Source organism: Dyella sp., from assembly GCF_036568765.1.
In the GTDB taxonomy this organism is placed as follows: Bacteria; Pseudomonadota; Gammaproteobacteria; order Xanthomonadales; family Rhodanobacteraceae; genus GSA-30.
Map to the genome: position 1 here is coordinate 23,968 of NZ_DATCRY010000151.1, position 14,727 is coordinate 38,694.

Sequence of the window (14,727 nt, forward strand, 5' to 3'; positions counted from 1 at the left end):
CCTCAATACTTCGCACCTGCATAGCCTGTTCCCTCTTCCCTGGTTTTGCCGGGGGGAGCTCTGCGATGCGCAAGCGAGCCGCATCAAAACTTCCCAGCCCGAAAATCCGCAATCGCCTCGTGAATCTGCTCCGGCGTATTCATCACAAACGGCCCATAACGAGCTACCGATTCCTTCAACGCCTTACCTGCCACCAGCAGCACGCGCGCCGCACCGTCGCGGCCAGCTACGCGCACGCTATCGCCTTTGGACAACACAGCCAGTTCACTGCGGCCCAGACGTTCGCCAGCCACGGCGGCGTCATGGCCATCGAACACATAAGCAAAACCACTGTGCTCTTCCGGCAATGGAATCTCGATCTGCGCACCGGGCTGCAGAGCGATATCGAGGTATACCGGCGCGGTGGCGATGCCGTTCACCGGGCCGACCGCGCCGGCCAGTTCGCCGGCAATCACGCGCACTTCCACGCCATCGGCGGGATGTACGGTCGGGATGCGCTCAGGCGCGATGTCCTGGTACCGCGGCTCGATCATCTTGTCCGCCGCCGGCAGGTTGACCCATAGCTGGAAACCCCACATCAGGCCGTTTTCCTGCTGCGGCATTTCCGAGTGCAGGATGCCGCGCCCGGCCGTCATCCACTGCACGCTGCCCGGACCGAGGTCGCCGCGATTGCCATGGTTGTCGCCATGCTGCATATGGCCGGCGAGCATATAGGTCACCGTTTCGAAGCCGCGGTGCGGGTGCTCGGGAAAGCCGGCGATATAGTCACCCGCCTGATCCGAACGGAATTCGTCCAGCAGCAGGAACGGGTCGACCATATCCAGGCCCGGTTGTCCGATGATCCGCTTCAGGCGCACGCCGGCACCGTCGGATGTGTCCATGCCGCGGATGCGGCGGACAATACTGCGCTCGCTCATGTTTCCAACCTCCCATGCTGATGGCGCCAAGATGGCGCCTGCGGCAGGCGAAGCCAAGCGGCAGGAGGTGAACGGATTGTTTCCTTACCCCAACGCCGCTCCGCACTCCCCACAGAACTTCGCCGTCGCTCCGACCGGATGATGGCAACGCGGGCAAGCCGTCGGGCGTGGGCGTGGAGGCTCCGGTGCCACTAGCGCGTCGACCGCGCCTTGTAACGCCGCACGGGTATCGGCCTGGCCGCTGGCGCGGTTCATCGCATTCATCGCGGCGATCTTTTCCACATCGACGCGCGATTGCGGCATATCCACGCTGCTCTGGCCTTCGGCGAAGGTCTGCAGATGCAGACGCAGCGATTGCGCCAGATCGGGACGACCGCGCAGGCCGATCATGCGGCGCAGCGAATCGGCTCCGAAAGTGACCGAGTCGACCTCGGCGACCCAGACGCGCATCGTCATGTCGTTGACGCTGATGATTTCTTTCTCGGTGCGTACGCGGTCGGTGAACTGGGCGCCGATGGCCGTGTTGGATCGCTGGAAGTTGCCTTCGATCTCCACCCAGGTCAGGCGCGAGGTGAAATCGAAGCGCGACCACAGGATATGTCCGGCGCGCAGGCAGAACGTCGCCAGCGAAAACATGCCGCCGGCAAAGCAGATGTACTGCCAGATCTTCGGATCGGTGTCTTCGCCGGCGACCCGGTGCGCGAACATCAGCAAAGCGATCGTGCAGGCCAGGGTAAAGAGCACGCCCAGGCCGCTGAGCAGGGTCAGCCAGCGATAGCGCGGTTCGCCCAGGGCATCCTGCAAGGTGATCTTGCGCATGTCGTCGCGCGGCATCGGTTGGGTTTCTTCCAGCAGTTCGCCATTGAAGCTGCCCGAAGCGCCGAGGGTCAGCGGCACCTGTCGCGCGTACCGGCGATTGGGCATCTGCTCGACCCAGCCGCGCTGCATTTCGCGATCCAGCTCGACCAGGATCTGGTTCGGCGGCGCATTCATCGAGACGGTCGCGATCTCGCAGGCCATTACGGTTTCCGGCGGCGCCACCATTTGCCGCAACAGGGCGACAAAGAACACCAGCACGGCGGCAATCGCGCATACGAGCAGCAGCAAGGCCTGTCCGCTCAGGTCGATACCGCCGAGCGAACCCAGGTGCGGCGACACGTTGTGAATCAGCACCGGCGCGAGGATGGCCACCAGGACGAGGCCGATCAACCCACCCATACCCAGCCGCGTACGTACCTGCGCGCCCCGCTCCAGCGGAATCAACAGCAGCACCGCGGTATAAACAAAGAAGAACAGGCCTAGCCAGGCGAGGTCGTGCGCACCTGAGGTGCCGAACAGGGTAACCAGCAGCGCAAGCAGCACCACCGCCAGGGTCAGGCCGGTACGGAATTGCAATTGCGCCACCCATTGAATCGGCTGTGGCGCCCAGATCAGTGGGCGTACCAGGCTATAGAGCAGGCCGTTCAGCGGACCGGTGGGCTCTTCCACGGCGATCGCACCGCCGCGCATGGTGGCCTTCAGGGCGGGGGCATTCGATTTTTCGCCGGTTTCGCCATCGGCCAGCTCGCCGGCCAAGCCCGCTGGCTTGCCGCGACCGAAAAAGAAACGCAGCCGACCCAGTGCGGTGGCCGCGTGCTTGATGCCTCCGGCGAGCATGCCCACGCCGACGACGATGGGTGCCAGCGACCAGCCATTCAGGTGTGCGCTCAGGCCATGCCGTGCAAGCAACAGCGCATACAGAGCGCCGCCGATAAGAATGACGGCCGCGACCATGCGAAAGACATTCTCGATCCGGTACGGATTGGGGAAATCCAGGCGTTGGGCACTTGAGCCGTATTCGTAGGCCATCCTTTTCTCCCCCTGACGTAACGACGCCGCCGCGACGTCGATGTCGCGGCGTTCGGTGATTTTCGATTCAGTGGACCCAGTGTCCGCTACGCTGGCGCGGCGGACCGACCGTCTTGTCGGTGTTACGTTCCTGCGACACTGCCTGCATTTCCGCGTCGGTCGCCGGATGTTCCTGCCAGTACTGGCCGACTGCGCCGAGCACGATGGGCACCTGGGTCAGGCACTCGTCGTACTCCTCGTCGCTGAGCTTTTCGAAATCGGCTTCGGCGCTGAGAATGCCTTCGTCCACCGCCAACGCCATTACCGGCCCGAGCAATTCCATCAGGTGGGGATCGTCGGCCAGACGCTTTTCCCATAGGCCGGCACGCAGGTCGATCGCGCGGCTGAAGCCTTCGCACCAGCCCGCGGCACTCAGCACCGGACCGCTTTCGGTGTCGATCTCGCCAAGAATCGGCTCGTAAGCATCGACATCCAGCTCGGCGTTGATCGAGTCATTGAGCTTGGCCAGCAAGGCCAGCACCCGGTTGCCTTCGTCCTCATCGGCGAACGGTTCGTGCAGCACTTCCGGCAACCATTCTTCCGGCAACACCTGGACCGGCCCGACGGCAAGTGCCGAGAGCATGCCGTGCACGCCATCCAGCAGCAGATCGCCGTCATTGGCATGGGCGCGCAGGTAGCGGTCCAGCTCGTCGAGCTCATTGTCGTCCAGCGAACTGGGCCAATCCGTCTTGGGCGTATTCATATGTCCAATTCCAGCGTCACCGGCGTATGGTCGGAAGGACGCTCCCAGAGCCGCGGCGTGCGGTCGATGGTCGCCGCTTTTGCTGCAGATCTCAAAGCATCCGAGACCAGGATCAAATCGATGCGCAAGCCCATGTTGCGCCGGAACGCCGCCTGACGGTAGTCCCACCAGCTGAAGTGCCCGGCGTCGTTTTCGAACAGCCGGAAACTGTCGCTCAAGCCCAGGTCGGTGATGGCCTTGAGGGCGGCTCGCTCGGGCGGCGAGCAGAGAATGTCCTCGCCCCAGGCGACCGGGTCGTAGACGTCGCGATCGTCGGGGGCAATATTGAAATCGCCCAGCACGATCAGCTTGGAGTGGCGCGTGAGTTCTTGCGCCAGGAAATCGCGCATGCTGGCCAGCCAACCGAGCTTGTAAGTGTATTTCTCGTCGCCGATGGCCTTGCCATTGACCACGTACAGGTCCACGACGCGCACGCCGCCGATGGTGGCGGCGAGTATGCGTCGTTGCGGATCGTCCAGGCCGGGCACATCCGTCAGTACGTCGTCGAAGCCGAAGGGTTCGCGCACGAGGATGGCTACGCCGTTATAGGTCTTCTGGCCCGAATAGATCGCGCGATAACCCATCGCGGCGATCTCATCGACCGGAAACTTGGCGTCCTCCAGCTTGGTTTCCTGCAAGGCGACCACGTCGGGCTGTGCCTCGGCCAACCACTGCGCGAGGTGCGGCAGGCGCACCTTCAGCGAGTTCACGTTCCATGATGCGATTTTCATGCGCTCATTCTAAGCGACCAGACCGTGACTTCTAAGCAGCGCATCGGGTTCCGGTTTGCGTCCGCGGAAAGCGACGAAACTTTCCAGTGCCGGTCGGCTGGCGCCCACGCTCAGGATCTCGCGCCGGAAGCGGTCGCCTGTCGAGCGGTCCACCACGCCATGGGCTTCGAATTCGCCGAAGGCGTCGGCGCTGAGCAACTCGGCCCACAAATAGCTGTAATAACCCGCCGCATAGCCGCCGGCGAAGATATGGGTGAACGCATGCGGGAAACGCTGCCAGGCCGGTGGGTGCAGCACGGCGACTTCCTTGCGAGCCTGCTCGAGTACCGCGAGGGTCTGCGCGCCCTGGGCCGGGTCGTATTCCAGGTGCAGCAGGAAATCGAATAACGCGAATTCGAGCTGGCGTACCAGGAACAGGCCGGCATGGAAGTGCCGTGCGTCGAGCATGCGCTGGAACAGTTCGTCGGGCAGGCGCTCGCCGGACTCGTAATGGCGCGCGAACAGGTCCAGCGCCTCGCGGTTCCAGCCGAAGTTCTCCATGAACTGGCTGGGCAATTCCACGGCATCCCATTCCACGCCATCGATACCGCCGATCGATGGCAATGCGATTTCGGTCAAGAGGTGATGCAAGCCGTGACCGAACTCGTGGAACAACGTCAGCACGTCGTCGTGCTTGAGCAAGGACGGCTTGCCTTCCGTGGGAGGGGCAAAGTTGCAGGTCAGAAAAGCCACGGGTATCTGCTTGCGCCCTTCATCGTCGAAACGCGCACGGCAGACATCCATCCACGCGCCGCCGCGCTTGCCGTTGCGGGCGTAGAGATCGACATAGGCGCCGGCGAAGACCCGGCCGTTGGCGTCGTGTACGTCGTAGTAGCGTGCATCCGGATGCCACAGATCGACATCGTTGCGTTCGGTCAGCCCGATGCCGTAAAGCTTGCCGGCCAGCCCGAACAGGCCGTCGATGACCGCCGGCAGCGGGAAGTATGGCTTGAGCTGCTCCTCGTCCAGGGCATAGCGCTGCTGACGAAGTTTCTCGGAAGCATAGGCCACGTCCCAGGGTTCGAGATTGTCGATCTTCAACTCATCGCGCGCGAATTCGCGCAGGTTAGCCAGCTCGCGTTGCGCTACCGGTTTGGCCCGCGCGCCGAGATCGCGCAGGAACTCCATCACTTCCAGTGGCGATTGCGCCATTTTGGTCGCGAGCGATTCTTCGGCGGCGTTATCGAAGCCGAGCAGTTGCGCGGCCTCGTGCCGTAGCGCCAGGATTTTTTCGATGCGCGGGCCGTTATCGAACTTGCCGGCATGCGGGCCCTGGTCCGAAGCGCGGGTCTGGTATGCCCAATAGACGCGTTCGCGCAAACCGCGATTGTCGGCGTAGGTCAGTACCGCTTGCACGCTGGGTTGCTTGAGGGTGACCAGGTAACCGTCCAGCTGCTGGTCTTTGGCGTACTGACGCAGCACTGCCCGACCGGATTCGGGAATGCCGACGACATCGCGCTCGTCTGTCAGGTGTTCATGCCAGGCATCGGTAGCATCGAGCACGGCGTTGGAAAATTCGGTCGATAGTTTGGATAGCTCCACGCCGATTTCGCGAAAGCGCGAACGAGCCGGCTCGTCCAGGGAGACGCCCGATAGACGGAAATCGCGCAGCGCGTGTTCGACCAGGGCGCGTTCCGGCCGGCCCAACGCACCGAAACCCGGCGCATCGGCGACCGCCTGCACGGCGGCGTACAGGTCGCGGTTCTGACCGACCTCGATGGCGTGATCGGTCAGTTTTTCCTCGGCCGGGCCGTAGGCTTTGCGCAGGGCTTCGCTATCGGCCACCGAATGCAAATGCCCAACCGGCGCCCAGGCGCGTGCAAGGCGCTGTTCCAGCCGCTCTTGCGTCAGCATCACGCTGGCGAAGTCGCGCGGCGCGCCAGGGGCGGCAATCGCCTCGATGCCGCTGCGGTACTCGGCCAGAAGCGCCTCGATCGCGGGTTCCACGTGCTCGGGGCGGATCTTCGAGAACGCCGGCAGGGCGTCGTCGGCCAGCAGCGGATTGTCTTGGCTCATGGGTACTCCTTGATAGATCAGGCAACCAGCGTGGCGACCGGGCCGGCCGAAATCAAGCGGTACCCTGGCCGGGGTCCGGCCAGGTTTCGTTTTGTCATAAATCGCGCCGTACTATCGTCGGGTATGGGCTCAATGGAACTTGCCGGCTTGCTCGCGCGTTATGCCGTTTTCCGGCACCTGGACAAGGACGCGCTGGCGGCATTGGAACGCGAACTGGTGTGGTTCAGCCTTCCCGGTGGCCGGCCGCTGTTTAAAGCGGGCGAGCCGTCCGATGCGCTGTTTCTGCTCAAGAGCGGCAGCCTGGGCGTATTCGATGGCCCGACCGACCTGGGCGAACTGATTGCCCCCGGGGATAGCACCGGTGAAATCAGCCTGATCAGCGGCGAGCCGCGCCGGCGTACCGTGCGTGCGCTGCGCGACTCGGAACTGTTCAGGCTCGATCGCGGCGCCTTCGAATCGCTGGTGGCGCGCTACCCCCAGGCCATGTTCGGCGTGGCCCAGGTCGCGGTCGACCGCCTCTTGCGGCGCGAGCGCCAGGACGCGGTGCCGTTCACGCCGCGTACGTTTGCCCTGCTTCCGGTCAGTACCGATGTACCGGCACGTGCCCTGGCCATGCAGTTGGCACAGGCGCTGGAACCCTACGGTAGCTGCCTGGTGATCGATGCGGCGATGGCCGTCGGTCGCGGTAGCGACTGGTTTGCCGAGCGCGAGGCGCAGGCGCGCTTCGTTATCTATCTGGATACCCAGCTCGATCCGCATTGGCGCGATCGCTGCCTGCGTCAGGCCGATGCCCTGCTGTTGCCCACGCTGGCCGCCCAACCGGCTCGGCCCTGGCCGGAATCGGCACCGGAGCATCCCTCGCGCGTCCGCCATCGGCCACGCCACCTGATCTTGCTGCAGCCGGGACGCCAGCCTGGACTCGGCTCGGCCCATCGCTGGCGCGCCCCATTCAGCGGTGAGTTGCAGCATCACCATATCGGCCACAACGGCGATGTGGAGCGGCTGGCGCGGTTGATCAGCGGCAATGCCCGCGGCTTGGTGCTGGCCGGCGGCGGCGCGCGCGGTATGGCGCACCTGGGTGCGCTACGTGCGTTGCACGAAGCCGGGCACGTGTTCGACGCGGTCGGCGGCACCAGTATCGGTGCGATCATCGGTGCCGGCGTGGCATGCGGCTGGGAGCTGGATGCCATGACCGAGACCTATCGGCGCGCCTTCATGCAGGGCCGGCCGCTGTCGGACTGGACTTTGCCGTTAGTGGCATTGACGCGCGGGCATCGCACCTCGGCCATGTTGCGTTCGACCTTCGGTGCGCTGGATATCGAAGACACCGCACTGCCGTTCTTCTGTGTCTCTACATGCCTCTCCGGGCAAGGCATGAGCGTGCATCGACACGGCTCGCTCTGGCTCTGGTTACGTGCTTCCTGCGCCATTCCCGGCGTGCTGCCACCGGTGCTGCATCAAGGTCGCGTCTATGTCGATGGCGCCCTGGTCGCCAACTTGCCCACCGACGTCATGGCCGACGAGGGCATCGCGCACATCACTGCGGTGGACATCCGTGCCGAGATCACCCTGGCGACCACCGCCGAGGAGTTCGCCACGCCACCCTGGTGGCGCGTGCTGATGCAAAAGGATGCCGACATCAGTCGTCCAGGCATCGTCTCTACCCTGGTGCGCGCGGCGATGGTCAACAGCGAAGGTCCTGCCGAACGCCGACGCGCCCGCGCCGACCTGCTCCTTACTCCGCCGCTGGAACATGTAGGCATGCTCGACTGGAAGGATTGGCAGGCAGCCATCGAGGCGGGATATCGGCATACGTGCGAGGTGCTGGAGAAAGGCTGAGCGCGAAGAGCTAGAGAGTGAGCGGGGCGGCTGGCGCGCAGATTGCGACGCCTCTTTCTCTCACTCCTATCCATTCACTCCTTGCTCCTCGCGCAACCCGATAAACTCCACCCCATGACCATCCGCACCTACAAGGGCATCGCCCCCACCTTCGGTTCCCGCGTCTACATCGATCCCGATGCCACCGTCATCGGCAAGGTCGAACTGGGCGACGACGTGTCCATCTGGCCGGCGGCCGTGTTGCGTGGCGACGTCCACTTCATCCGCATCGGTGCACGCAGCAATATCCAGGATGGAGCGGTGGTGCATGTCACGCATGACGGGCGGTATACGCCCGGCGGGCGACCGACGATCGTCGGCGAGGGCGTCACCGTCGGTCATGGCGCGGTGATCCATGCTTGCACCATCGAGGACTATTGCCTGATCGGCATGCATGCCACCGTGCTGGATGGCGCTACGGTAAGGAAATACGGTTTCGTCGGCGCGGGCAGCGTGATCCCGCCCGGCAAGGTGGTGGGCGAGCGCGAGCTGTGGCTGGGCAATCCTGCCAAGTTCGTACGTCTGCTCAGTGACGAGCAGGTCGAACAGCTTGTCTATTCCGCGGACCACTACGTGCGCGTCAAGGACGATTACCTCGTCGGCTGACGGCAGGAAGCCCCCTTAAGGATTTTGCAGCTCAACGCCTGCCCGGCGCCGGTCCGGGTTAGCTACATTCTTATGACGCCGCTCATAACTGTCGCGTGGGCGTCGTGCGCGTCGGTCAGGCGGCCGCAGTTTCTATGTCTGTGTTTATCGCGGGATTTGCGAAGTTGCCACGCGCTCGCAGCGAATGTGTTACATCGATTATTTCAGCTGTCGGTGTGTCTATTTCGCAATGATTTCATGACCTGGAATATGTCGGTATTTAGTTTATTACCTTGAATATTTCCAAGAGAATAAATTTTATTATTAGGCCTTTTTTTCGATCATTTTGAATAATTCGCGTGCTAGGTTTGCCGGCCGCAGGGGGCGGGTTTTTCATGTTTTGGGCAAATCATTCTTTGGGAGTTATAGTTATGTCGCATCGCGCTTTGGCTCGCCGCGTCCTTTACGTGGCCAGTCTGTGTGCCCTGGGTTTTGCGGGCACGGCTTTCGCCGGTGGCGTTTCGCAGCCCACGGTCGGTTCCACCAATGTCGCCGTGGCCGATCCGGGTGTGCCGCGTCCGGCGGGTACGCCGTGCGTGGTCGAGCTGTTCAGCAATGAAAGCTTCACCGACGCTACCAATCATCCTTTTAATTACGCTCCGCCGGCCGGTTGCCAGGGCAACTGGGCCAAAGTTGTGCTGGAGGCCGATTTCTCGGTGACCGGCCAGGCCAATGCCAACGCGGCCGCCATCTGGGTTGGCGGCGTGAACCTGTTCTTCGGTACTACGCAGCAGACGGCTACCGTGCAGTCGCCAAGCTGGCACGTCGAACGCGACCTGACCGACTACACCGCGGTGCTCAAGTCCGTACAGCAAGGCCAGAGCCAGATCAGCACTCTCATTACCGGTAATAACATCGGTACCGTCACGGGCACCGCTCGCCTGCTGTTCTATCCGGGCACGCCTGCGGCAAGCACGCCGGATGCGGTATATCCGCTGGGTAGCGATCCGGTGGGCGCCACCGTGAAGCTGGTCTCGCCATCCGATGCAGTGACCAAGACCATTACCTTGCCGCGCAATGTGGAGAAGGCTTACCTCGACGTATTCGCTCAAGGCCGCGATTTCGATGCGCAGTGGTATACCTGTGTGCCAGATGAGTACCTGGATAGGGTCGTCGCCTGCGGCGGTGGCAGCTTCCGTGAGGCAGAGGTCAGCATCGACGGTCAGCCGGCCGGTGTTGCGCCTGTCTATCCCTCCATCGCTGCCGATGGCTTCGATGCGAACTTGTGGCAGCCGACGCCGGGTGTGCAAACGCTCAACTTCATGCCGTATCGCGTCGACCTGACGCCATTCGCAGGCGTCCTGAGCAACGGCCAGCCGCATACTGTCTCGGTGAATGTCGCCGGTGCAGATAATGCCTTTGCCGCGACGGCTGCTTTACTGGTATATCGGGACGCCAACAGCCAGCAAGTCACCGGTAGCGTGACGCGCAATACGCTGGTCGGCCAGTCGAACACACCTGCGGTCAGCGACACCTTGCAGACCGACGCTACGGGCAACATCAACGGCGCGATCAATACAGCGCTCAGCCGCCAATTCGTAATCGAAGGCGTGGCCAACACATCCAAGGGTCGCGTGACGTCGACCGTGAAGCAGACGGTGGGTTTCACCAATTCCCAAGCATTCACCAGCAGCGACACACAGCTTCGCCAGGTGAGTACCCAGTCCACGACGGTCGACAGCAACAGCCAGAGCAAGATCGGCTCGCTGATCAGCGCCGACTATCGTGAAACCTATAGCTATCCGCTCAGCGTCGACTTCAACCAGACCATCGACGACTCGGGTAATTTCGAAGTTGCCAGCACCGTGCAGCAAGGTTATCAGAAGCATCTGGCGCACCGTTTGTTCGGCGTCAACCTGTTTACCGCCGATGTCTCCAATACCGTCAACAGCACCAATACGCAGGTGTTTGACGCGAACAGCAGCGCAGTCACGAATCAGGATCAGCATAGCTCGCAGGACTTCAGCTATACCGATTCCCTGCTGGGTTGCTACAAGGCTTCGTTGACGTCCGCTGACGGTGCGGTGGCCAGCTTCAAAACAGGCAAAGGCTGCCTGGTTGGCCAGAACCGCGTTTCCTGGTTCACCCATCCGGACGGTTCGCCGGACGGTGGCAACGCCAGCCTCCTCTGGTGAGGTCTGCCCGGCACGCTCCTCAACCCCCTGCGGGGAGCGTGCTGTCGCGGGCTTTCCATCGGGCCCAACGCCGTCAAGGCGTTGGGTTTTTATTTTGGAAGCACGAATGTAGCTGCGGCCACGCGCATCGATCGTCGAACCCTGAGCGATAGTGCTTCGAACCGTCGCGACTGAAGTCGCTCCTACAAGGATAGGGAAGGTTTGCCTAGTGGTGTGGGAGCGACTTCAGCCGCGACAAGGACTTGCGGTGAGGCACGATTGTCGCGACTAAAGTCGCTCCCACAGAAAGCAAGTTTTTCGAGGTTCCCTTCAGTCGCGACGGAGGCGGCGCGGGAAGAACGATTGTCCCGTCAAAGTTAGTGCGCAGCGTCGTTCTGCACATTGGCGGCCTGGATAGCTGCCGCGCGCGCTTCATCTTGCTTGATCATCACCTGGCGCGCGGCATCGAGCTTGCCGCCCAGCAACGATAGCGTGTAATTGGTGCTGTCGAATTCGCGCAAAAGCGCCAATTCGCGCTGGGCTTCGTCCAGATCGTTATTGTTGATCGAACGCTCGACGTCCTCGGAGGCAGGGCTGAACAGGCCGTGCAAACTGTCCTGCGCGGCTTTGTTTTCCGGGTCGAGCTGCAGCACGCTCATGTAGAACTCGAAGGCATTGCTGCCGGCCGGTGCGACAAGACGCTTTTCCTTGGTGGCGGTTTGCGCCAGGTCGAGCAGGATATTTACGCCGCTGGCATCTTCGGCAGTCGATGCCGATGCCGGTGAGCTCCCGCCGGCCAGATTATGGCTGCCACGGGCAAAGGCCAGCCAGCCAATGACGGCGACGAGCAGGACGGCCAAGGCGAGCGAGGCCCAGACGAGCCAGCGCCGATGCGGCGCGGAAAAGGAAGCGTTCATGACATCGGATCGGGGAGAGGGCCGCAACCGAAGCCTGCCCCCTGTAGACAGGCTCTCGCGACAGTCGCGTTACATTAGTCGTGACGCGTGTCAGGAATGTGACTTGCAGTGAGATGCGCCTGTCTGTCAGGCGTGTCCGCGCAGCAGATCGCCGGCACCTTGCAAGAACAATGCTTCGGCCACGCGTTGCCCCAATGCCTCGGCCTCGTCGCAGCGTCCCTCCGCCGCGGCGACCAGCAGCTGGCCGTTCTGCGCATCGCCGACCATGCCGCGCAAGTACAGACCGCGTTCGGTGACGGTGCACCAACCGCCTACCGGCACCGTGCAACTGCCGCCAAGGGCACGATTCATCGAGCGCTCGGCAGTGACCGCCCAGCGTGTTTCCTCGTCGTCGAGCGCGGCGAGCAATTCGAGCACCGCGGGTTGATCGCTACGTGCTTCGATCGCGATCGCCGCTTGCCCGGGCGCAGTCAGCCACTCGGGTGCAGCCAGACGGGAGCGGATGCGTGCTGCCAGTCCCAGGCGCTCCAGACCCGCGCAGGCGAGCACGATGGCGTCGTACTCGCCGCGATCGAGCTTGGATACCCGTGTACCGACATTGCCGCGCAAGTCCAACAGCGTCAGATCGGGTCGCAGTGCCCGCAACTGGGCCTGCCGGCGCAGCGATGACGTGCCGACGCGGGCGCCTTGCGGCAGCTCCGACAGATTGGCGTAGTCATTACTGACAAAGGCATCGGCCGCATCGGCGCGTGGCAGGATGGCCGGCAGTGCGAAGCCCGGTTCGAGCTCGGCCGGCACGTCCTTGAGCGAGTGCACGGCCAATTCCGCGCGACCCTCCAGCATGGCCACTTCCAGCTCCTTGAGGAACAACCCCTTGCCGCCGACAGTCGCCAGCGATTTATCCAGGATCTCGTCGCCTCGGGTGCTCATCGGCACCAGCTCGACGTGCAGGGACGGGTGTGCCGCGCGCAAGGCTGCGGCCACGTGCTCTGCCTGCCAGAGGGCAAGCGGGCTCTGGCGAGTGGCGATACGCAGAACGGTGGGAATCATGGCGGCTGGAGGCAACGAAAAACCTATTGTCGCGTAAAAAGCGCGTGCGCGGGTTCAGCTCATCCGCAACAGGCGACGCAGCGCCGGCAGATTGCGCCGGCTGACCTCCGGCGTCAGCTCGGTGCCGCCCAGGCGAGCCAGCACACGGCCATCGGCGAGCGTCTTCAGGCCGAGCAGTCGCTGTGCGGGCACCAGGCAATTGCGATGCAGCCGCACCAGATGCTCGGGATAGGACTCTTCCAGTTGGCGCAGGGATTCGTCCAAGAGCAGGCTGCCGTCGCGATGCTGCACCACGACGTATTTCTCTTCGGCCAACAGGCAGATCACCTCATCCAGGGCGATGCGCACCTGTTCGCCATGACGGCGTCCGCGCAAGTAGCGTGCAGACTCGCGCGGCCATTGGCTCAGGCGCAGGCGCGTGCGTTCGAGTGCATCGCGCAGTCGTTCCAGCCGTACTGGCTTGAGCAGGTAATCCACTGCTCCCAGATCGAAGGCCTGCACCGCGTGGTTTTCGTAGGCGGTGCAAAAGATCACCTGCGGCCGGCTGCGACCGGCCAGCCGCCGGGCCAATGCCACGCCATCGAGTCCCGGCATGTTGATGTCCAGCAACAGCAAATCCGGCTGGGCCTCGTCCAGTGCGTTCAACGCGCCATCGCCGTCGCCGACGCTGCCGACCACCGCGGCGCCATCGCATTCACCCAACAAGGCCGCCAGGCGCGCGCGTGCCAGCGGTTCGTCGTCGACAATGAGGATTTTCAGGGGCGCGGTACTCACGGCGACTCCGGCAATTCGATGCGCACCCGGAAACGGCCATCCCGCGGACCGGCTTCGACACGGGCTCGCGCCCCATAGCGATAGGCAACGCGCTGGCGCACATTATCCAGGCCGTGGCCATTGCCTGGTTCGGACGGCGTGGTCAGTAGCGGATTGTCGATTTCGATCACCCAGGCGGCGCGTTCGCGATAGCCGCGCAGCACGATCTGTCCACCTTCGCGCGATGGCTGGATGCCATGCCGTACGGCGTTCTCCACCAGCGGCTGAAGCAGCAAGCGTGGTAGCGGGTAGTCGCCAGGCAGATCGTCGAGCGCGCGCGTCACCCGCAATCGTTCGCCCAGGCGGAGTTGCTCGATCGCCAGATAGCGCTCGACCAGAGCCAACTCCTCGGCCAGCGTGCCGTCGCGCGACTGGTGCTGGCCCAGTGCCGCGCGGAACAATTCGGAAAGATCCTCCACCGTGCGCTCGGCGGCGTCGGGATCCACGCGCACCAGGGCCGCCACCGTGTTCATGCTGTTGAACAGGAAATGCGGCCTGATACGTGCTTGCAAGGCATCCACCTGCGCGCGGCTGACCGCTTCCAGGCGTGCCTGCCACTGCGCCAGCACATAGAAATAGCGCAACACTGCTGCGCCAAGCAGCGCGGCGATCAGCACGCAGTCGCGCACGAAGCCGAGGCGACTGCTGGTCAGGTGCTCCATCGGTAGCGCGATGGCCAGCCAGTGTGCAAGCGCGCTACCCGGCGCTACCACCGCAAGAATCCACAGCCATGCACCGACATACGAGAAGTGGCCGCTTAGCCGCTGCAGCCAAGGGCGCAATTTGCAGAGCGTCACGCCCAGCACCAGCATCAGCCACTCGATAAACAACAGGCACAGGCTATAGGCGCGCAAGCCCATGCCGTTGGAAGCGAGCCAGACCACGGCAGCGGTCAGCGCACCGATGACCAGCAGCGCGAAAACCACCGGCAGGCTGCAAAAATCCGGCAGCGGGGCGTCGTCGGTGGCGGGGCGGGCG

12 protein-coding genes are annotated in these 14,727 nt (G+C 63.4%); 3 read left to right on the forward strand and 9 right to left on the reverse strand.

The features are described from left to right. Nucleotides 1-83: 83 nt before the first annotated feature. The 5 genes from VIM98_RS10685 to VIM98_RS10705 all read right to left on the reverse strand — a co-directional run bounded on the left by VIM98_RS10685 (nucleotide 84) and on the right by VIM98_RS10705 (nucleotide 6,332). The gene (locus tag VIM98_RS10685; protein ID WP_331993089.1) at nucleotides 84-917 is read right to left on the reverse strand and encodes a pirin family protein; all 834 of its coding nucleotides are present in this window, start codon (nucleotides 915-917) and stop codon (nucleotides 84-86) included. An 84-nt stretch (nucleotides 918-1,001) separates the two neighbouring features. After that, nucleotides 1,002-2,765 carry a zinc ribbon domain-containing protein gene (locus tag VIM98_RS10690; protein WP_331993090.1) on the reverse strand — a complete coding sequence of 588 codons (1,764 nt, stop codon included), beginning with the start codon at nucleotides 2,763-2,765 and terminating at the stop codon, nucleotides 1,002-1,004. 67 nt (nucleotides 2,766-2,832) lie between these two features. Next, nucleotides 2,833-3,507, reverse strand: a complete 675-nt coding sequence (locus VIM98_RS10695) for a YecA family protein (RefSeq protein ID WP_331993091.1) — start codon at nucleotides 3,505-3,507, stop codon at nucleotides 2,833-2,835. Next, nucleotides 3,504-4,277, reverse strand: a complete 774-nt coding sequence (gene xth / locus VIM98_RS10700) for an exodeoxyribonuclease III (RefSeq protein WP_331993092.1) — start codon at nucleotides 4,275-4,277, stop codon at nucleotides 3,504-3,506. Before xth ends, VIM98_RS10695 begins: the two co-directional genes overlap by 4 nt. Before the next feature lie 9 nt (nucleotides 4,278-4,286). After that, nucleotides 4,287-6,332, reverse strand: coding sequence for a M3 family metallopeptidase (locus VIM98_RS10705; RefSeq protein ID WP_331993093.1), 2,046 nt, complete (start codon nucleotides 6,330-6,332; stop codon nucleotides 4,287-4,289). Between the two features lie 132 nt (nucleotides 6,333-6,464). Between VIM98_RS10705 and VIM98_RS10710 the strand changes: the two genes are divergently transcribed. The 3 genes from VIM98_RS10710 to VIM98_RS10720 all read left to right on the forward strand — a co-directional run bounded on the left by VIM98_RS10710 (nucleotide 6,465) and on the right by VIM98_RS10720 (nucleotide 10,990). Beyond that, nucleotides 6,465-8,171 (forward strand): patatin-like phospholipase family protein, encoded by a 1,707-nt coding sequence (locus tag VIM98_RS10710; RefSeq protein ID WP_331993094.1) that lies wholly within the window; start codon nucleotides 6,465-6,467, stop codon nucleotides 8,169-8,171. A gap of 114 nt (nucleotides 8,172-8,285) precedes the next feature. Further along, nucleotides 8,286-8,816 carry a gamma carbonic anhydrase family protein gene (locus VIM98_RS10715; RefSeq protein WP_331993095.1) on the forward strand — a complete coding sequence of 177 codons (531 nt, stop codon included), beginning with the start codon at nucleotides 8,286-8,288 and terminating at the stop codon, nucleotides 8,814-8,816. Nucleotides 8,817-9,226: 410 nt separating this feature from the next. After that, nucleotides 9,227-10,990: a peptide-N4-asparagine amidase gene (locus VIM98_RS10720; RefSeq protein WP_331993096.1), complete on the forward strand. Its 1,764-nt coding sequence runs from the start codon at nucleotides 9,227-9,229 to the stop codon at nucleotides 10,988-10,990. Nucleotides 10,991-11,346: 356 nt separating this feature from the next. Here VIM98_RS10720 and VIM98_RS10725 read toward each other — a convergent pair whose 3' ends face one another. The 4 genes from VIM98_RS10725 to VIM98_RS10740 all read right to left on the reverse strand — a co-directional run. After that, a complete protein-coding gene (locus VIM98_RS10725; protein WP_331993097.1) occupies nucleotides 11,347-11,886 on the reverse strand; it encodes a hypothetical protein in 540 nt (179 codons plus the stop codon). Nucleotides 11,887-12,012: 126 nt separating this feature from the next. Further along, on the reverse strand, nucleotides 12,013-12,936 hold the full coding sequence (hemC, locus tag VIM98_RS10730) for a hydroxymethylbilane synthase (RefSeq protein WP_331993098.1): 924 nt from the start codon (nucleotides 12,934-12,936) through the stop codon (nucleotides 12,013-12,015). Nucleotides 12,937-12,990: 54 nt separating this feature from the next. Continuing rightward, entirely contained in the window at nucleotides 12,991-13,695 is a 705-nt protein-coding gene (locus tag VIM98_RS10735) for a LytTR family DNA-binding domain-containing protein (RefSeq protein ID WP_331993100.1), read from the reverse strand. Between the two features lie 11 nt (nucleotides 13,696-13,706). Further along, the coding region (locus tag VIM98_RS10740) for a sensor histidine kinase (protein ID WP_331993099.1) at nucleotides 13,707-14,727 on the reverse strand (1,021 nt) is incomplete at its 5' end.

Bases quoted from the DNA above. Each gene is read 5' to 3' on its own strand.
- VIM98_RS10685 (WP_331993089.1), bottom strand. From the start codon at position 917: ATGAGCGAGCGCAGTATTGTCCGCCGCATCCGCGGCATGGACACATCC.
- VIM98_RS10690 (WP_331993090.1), bottom strand. From the start codon at position 2,765: ATGGCCTACGAATACGGCTCAAGTGCCCAACGCCTGGATTTCCCCAAT.
- VIM98_RS10695 (WP_331993091.1), bottom strand. From the start codon at position 3,507: ATGAATACGCCCAAGACGGATTGGCCCAGTTCGCTGGACGACAATGAG.
- xth (WP_331993092.1), bottom strand. From the start codon at position 4,277: ATGAAAATCGCATCATGGAACGTGAACTCGCTGAAGGTGCGCCTGCCG.
- VIM98_RS10705 (WP_331993093.1), bottom strand. From the start codon at position 6,332: ATGAGCCAAGACAATCCGCTGCTGGCCGACGACGCCCTGCCGGCGTTC.
- VIM98_RS10710 (WP_331993094.1), top strand. From the start codon at position 6,465: ATGGAACTTGCCGGCTTGCTCGCGCGTTATGCCGTTTTCCGGCACCTG.
- VIM98_RS10715 (WP_331993095.1), top strand. From the start codon at position 8,286: ATGACCATCCGCACCTACAAGGGCATCGCCCCCACCTTCGGTTCCCGC.
- VIM98_RS10720 (WP_331993096.1), top strand. From the start codon at position 9,227: ATGTCGCATCGCGCTTTGGCTCGCCGCGTCCTTTACGTGGCCAGTCTG.
- VIM98_RS10725 (WP_331993097.1), bottom strand. From the start codon at position 11,886: ATGAACGCTTCCTTTTCCGCGCCGCATCGGCGCTGGCTCGTCTGGGCC.
- hemC (WP_331993098.1), bottom strand. From the start codon at position 12,936: ATGATTCCCACCGTTCTGCGTATCGCCACTCGCCAGAGCCCGCTTGCC.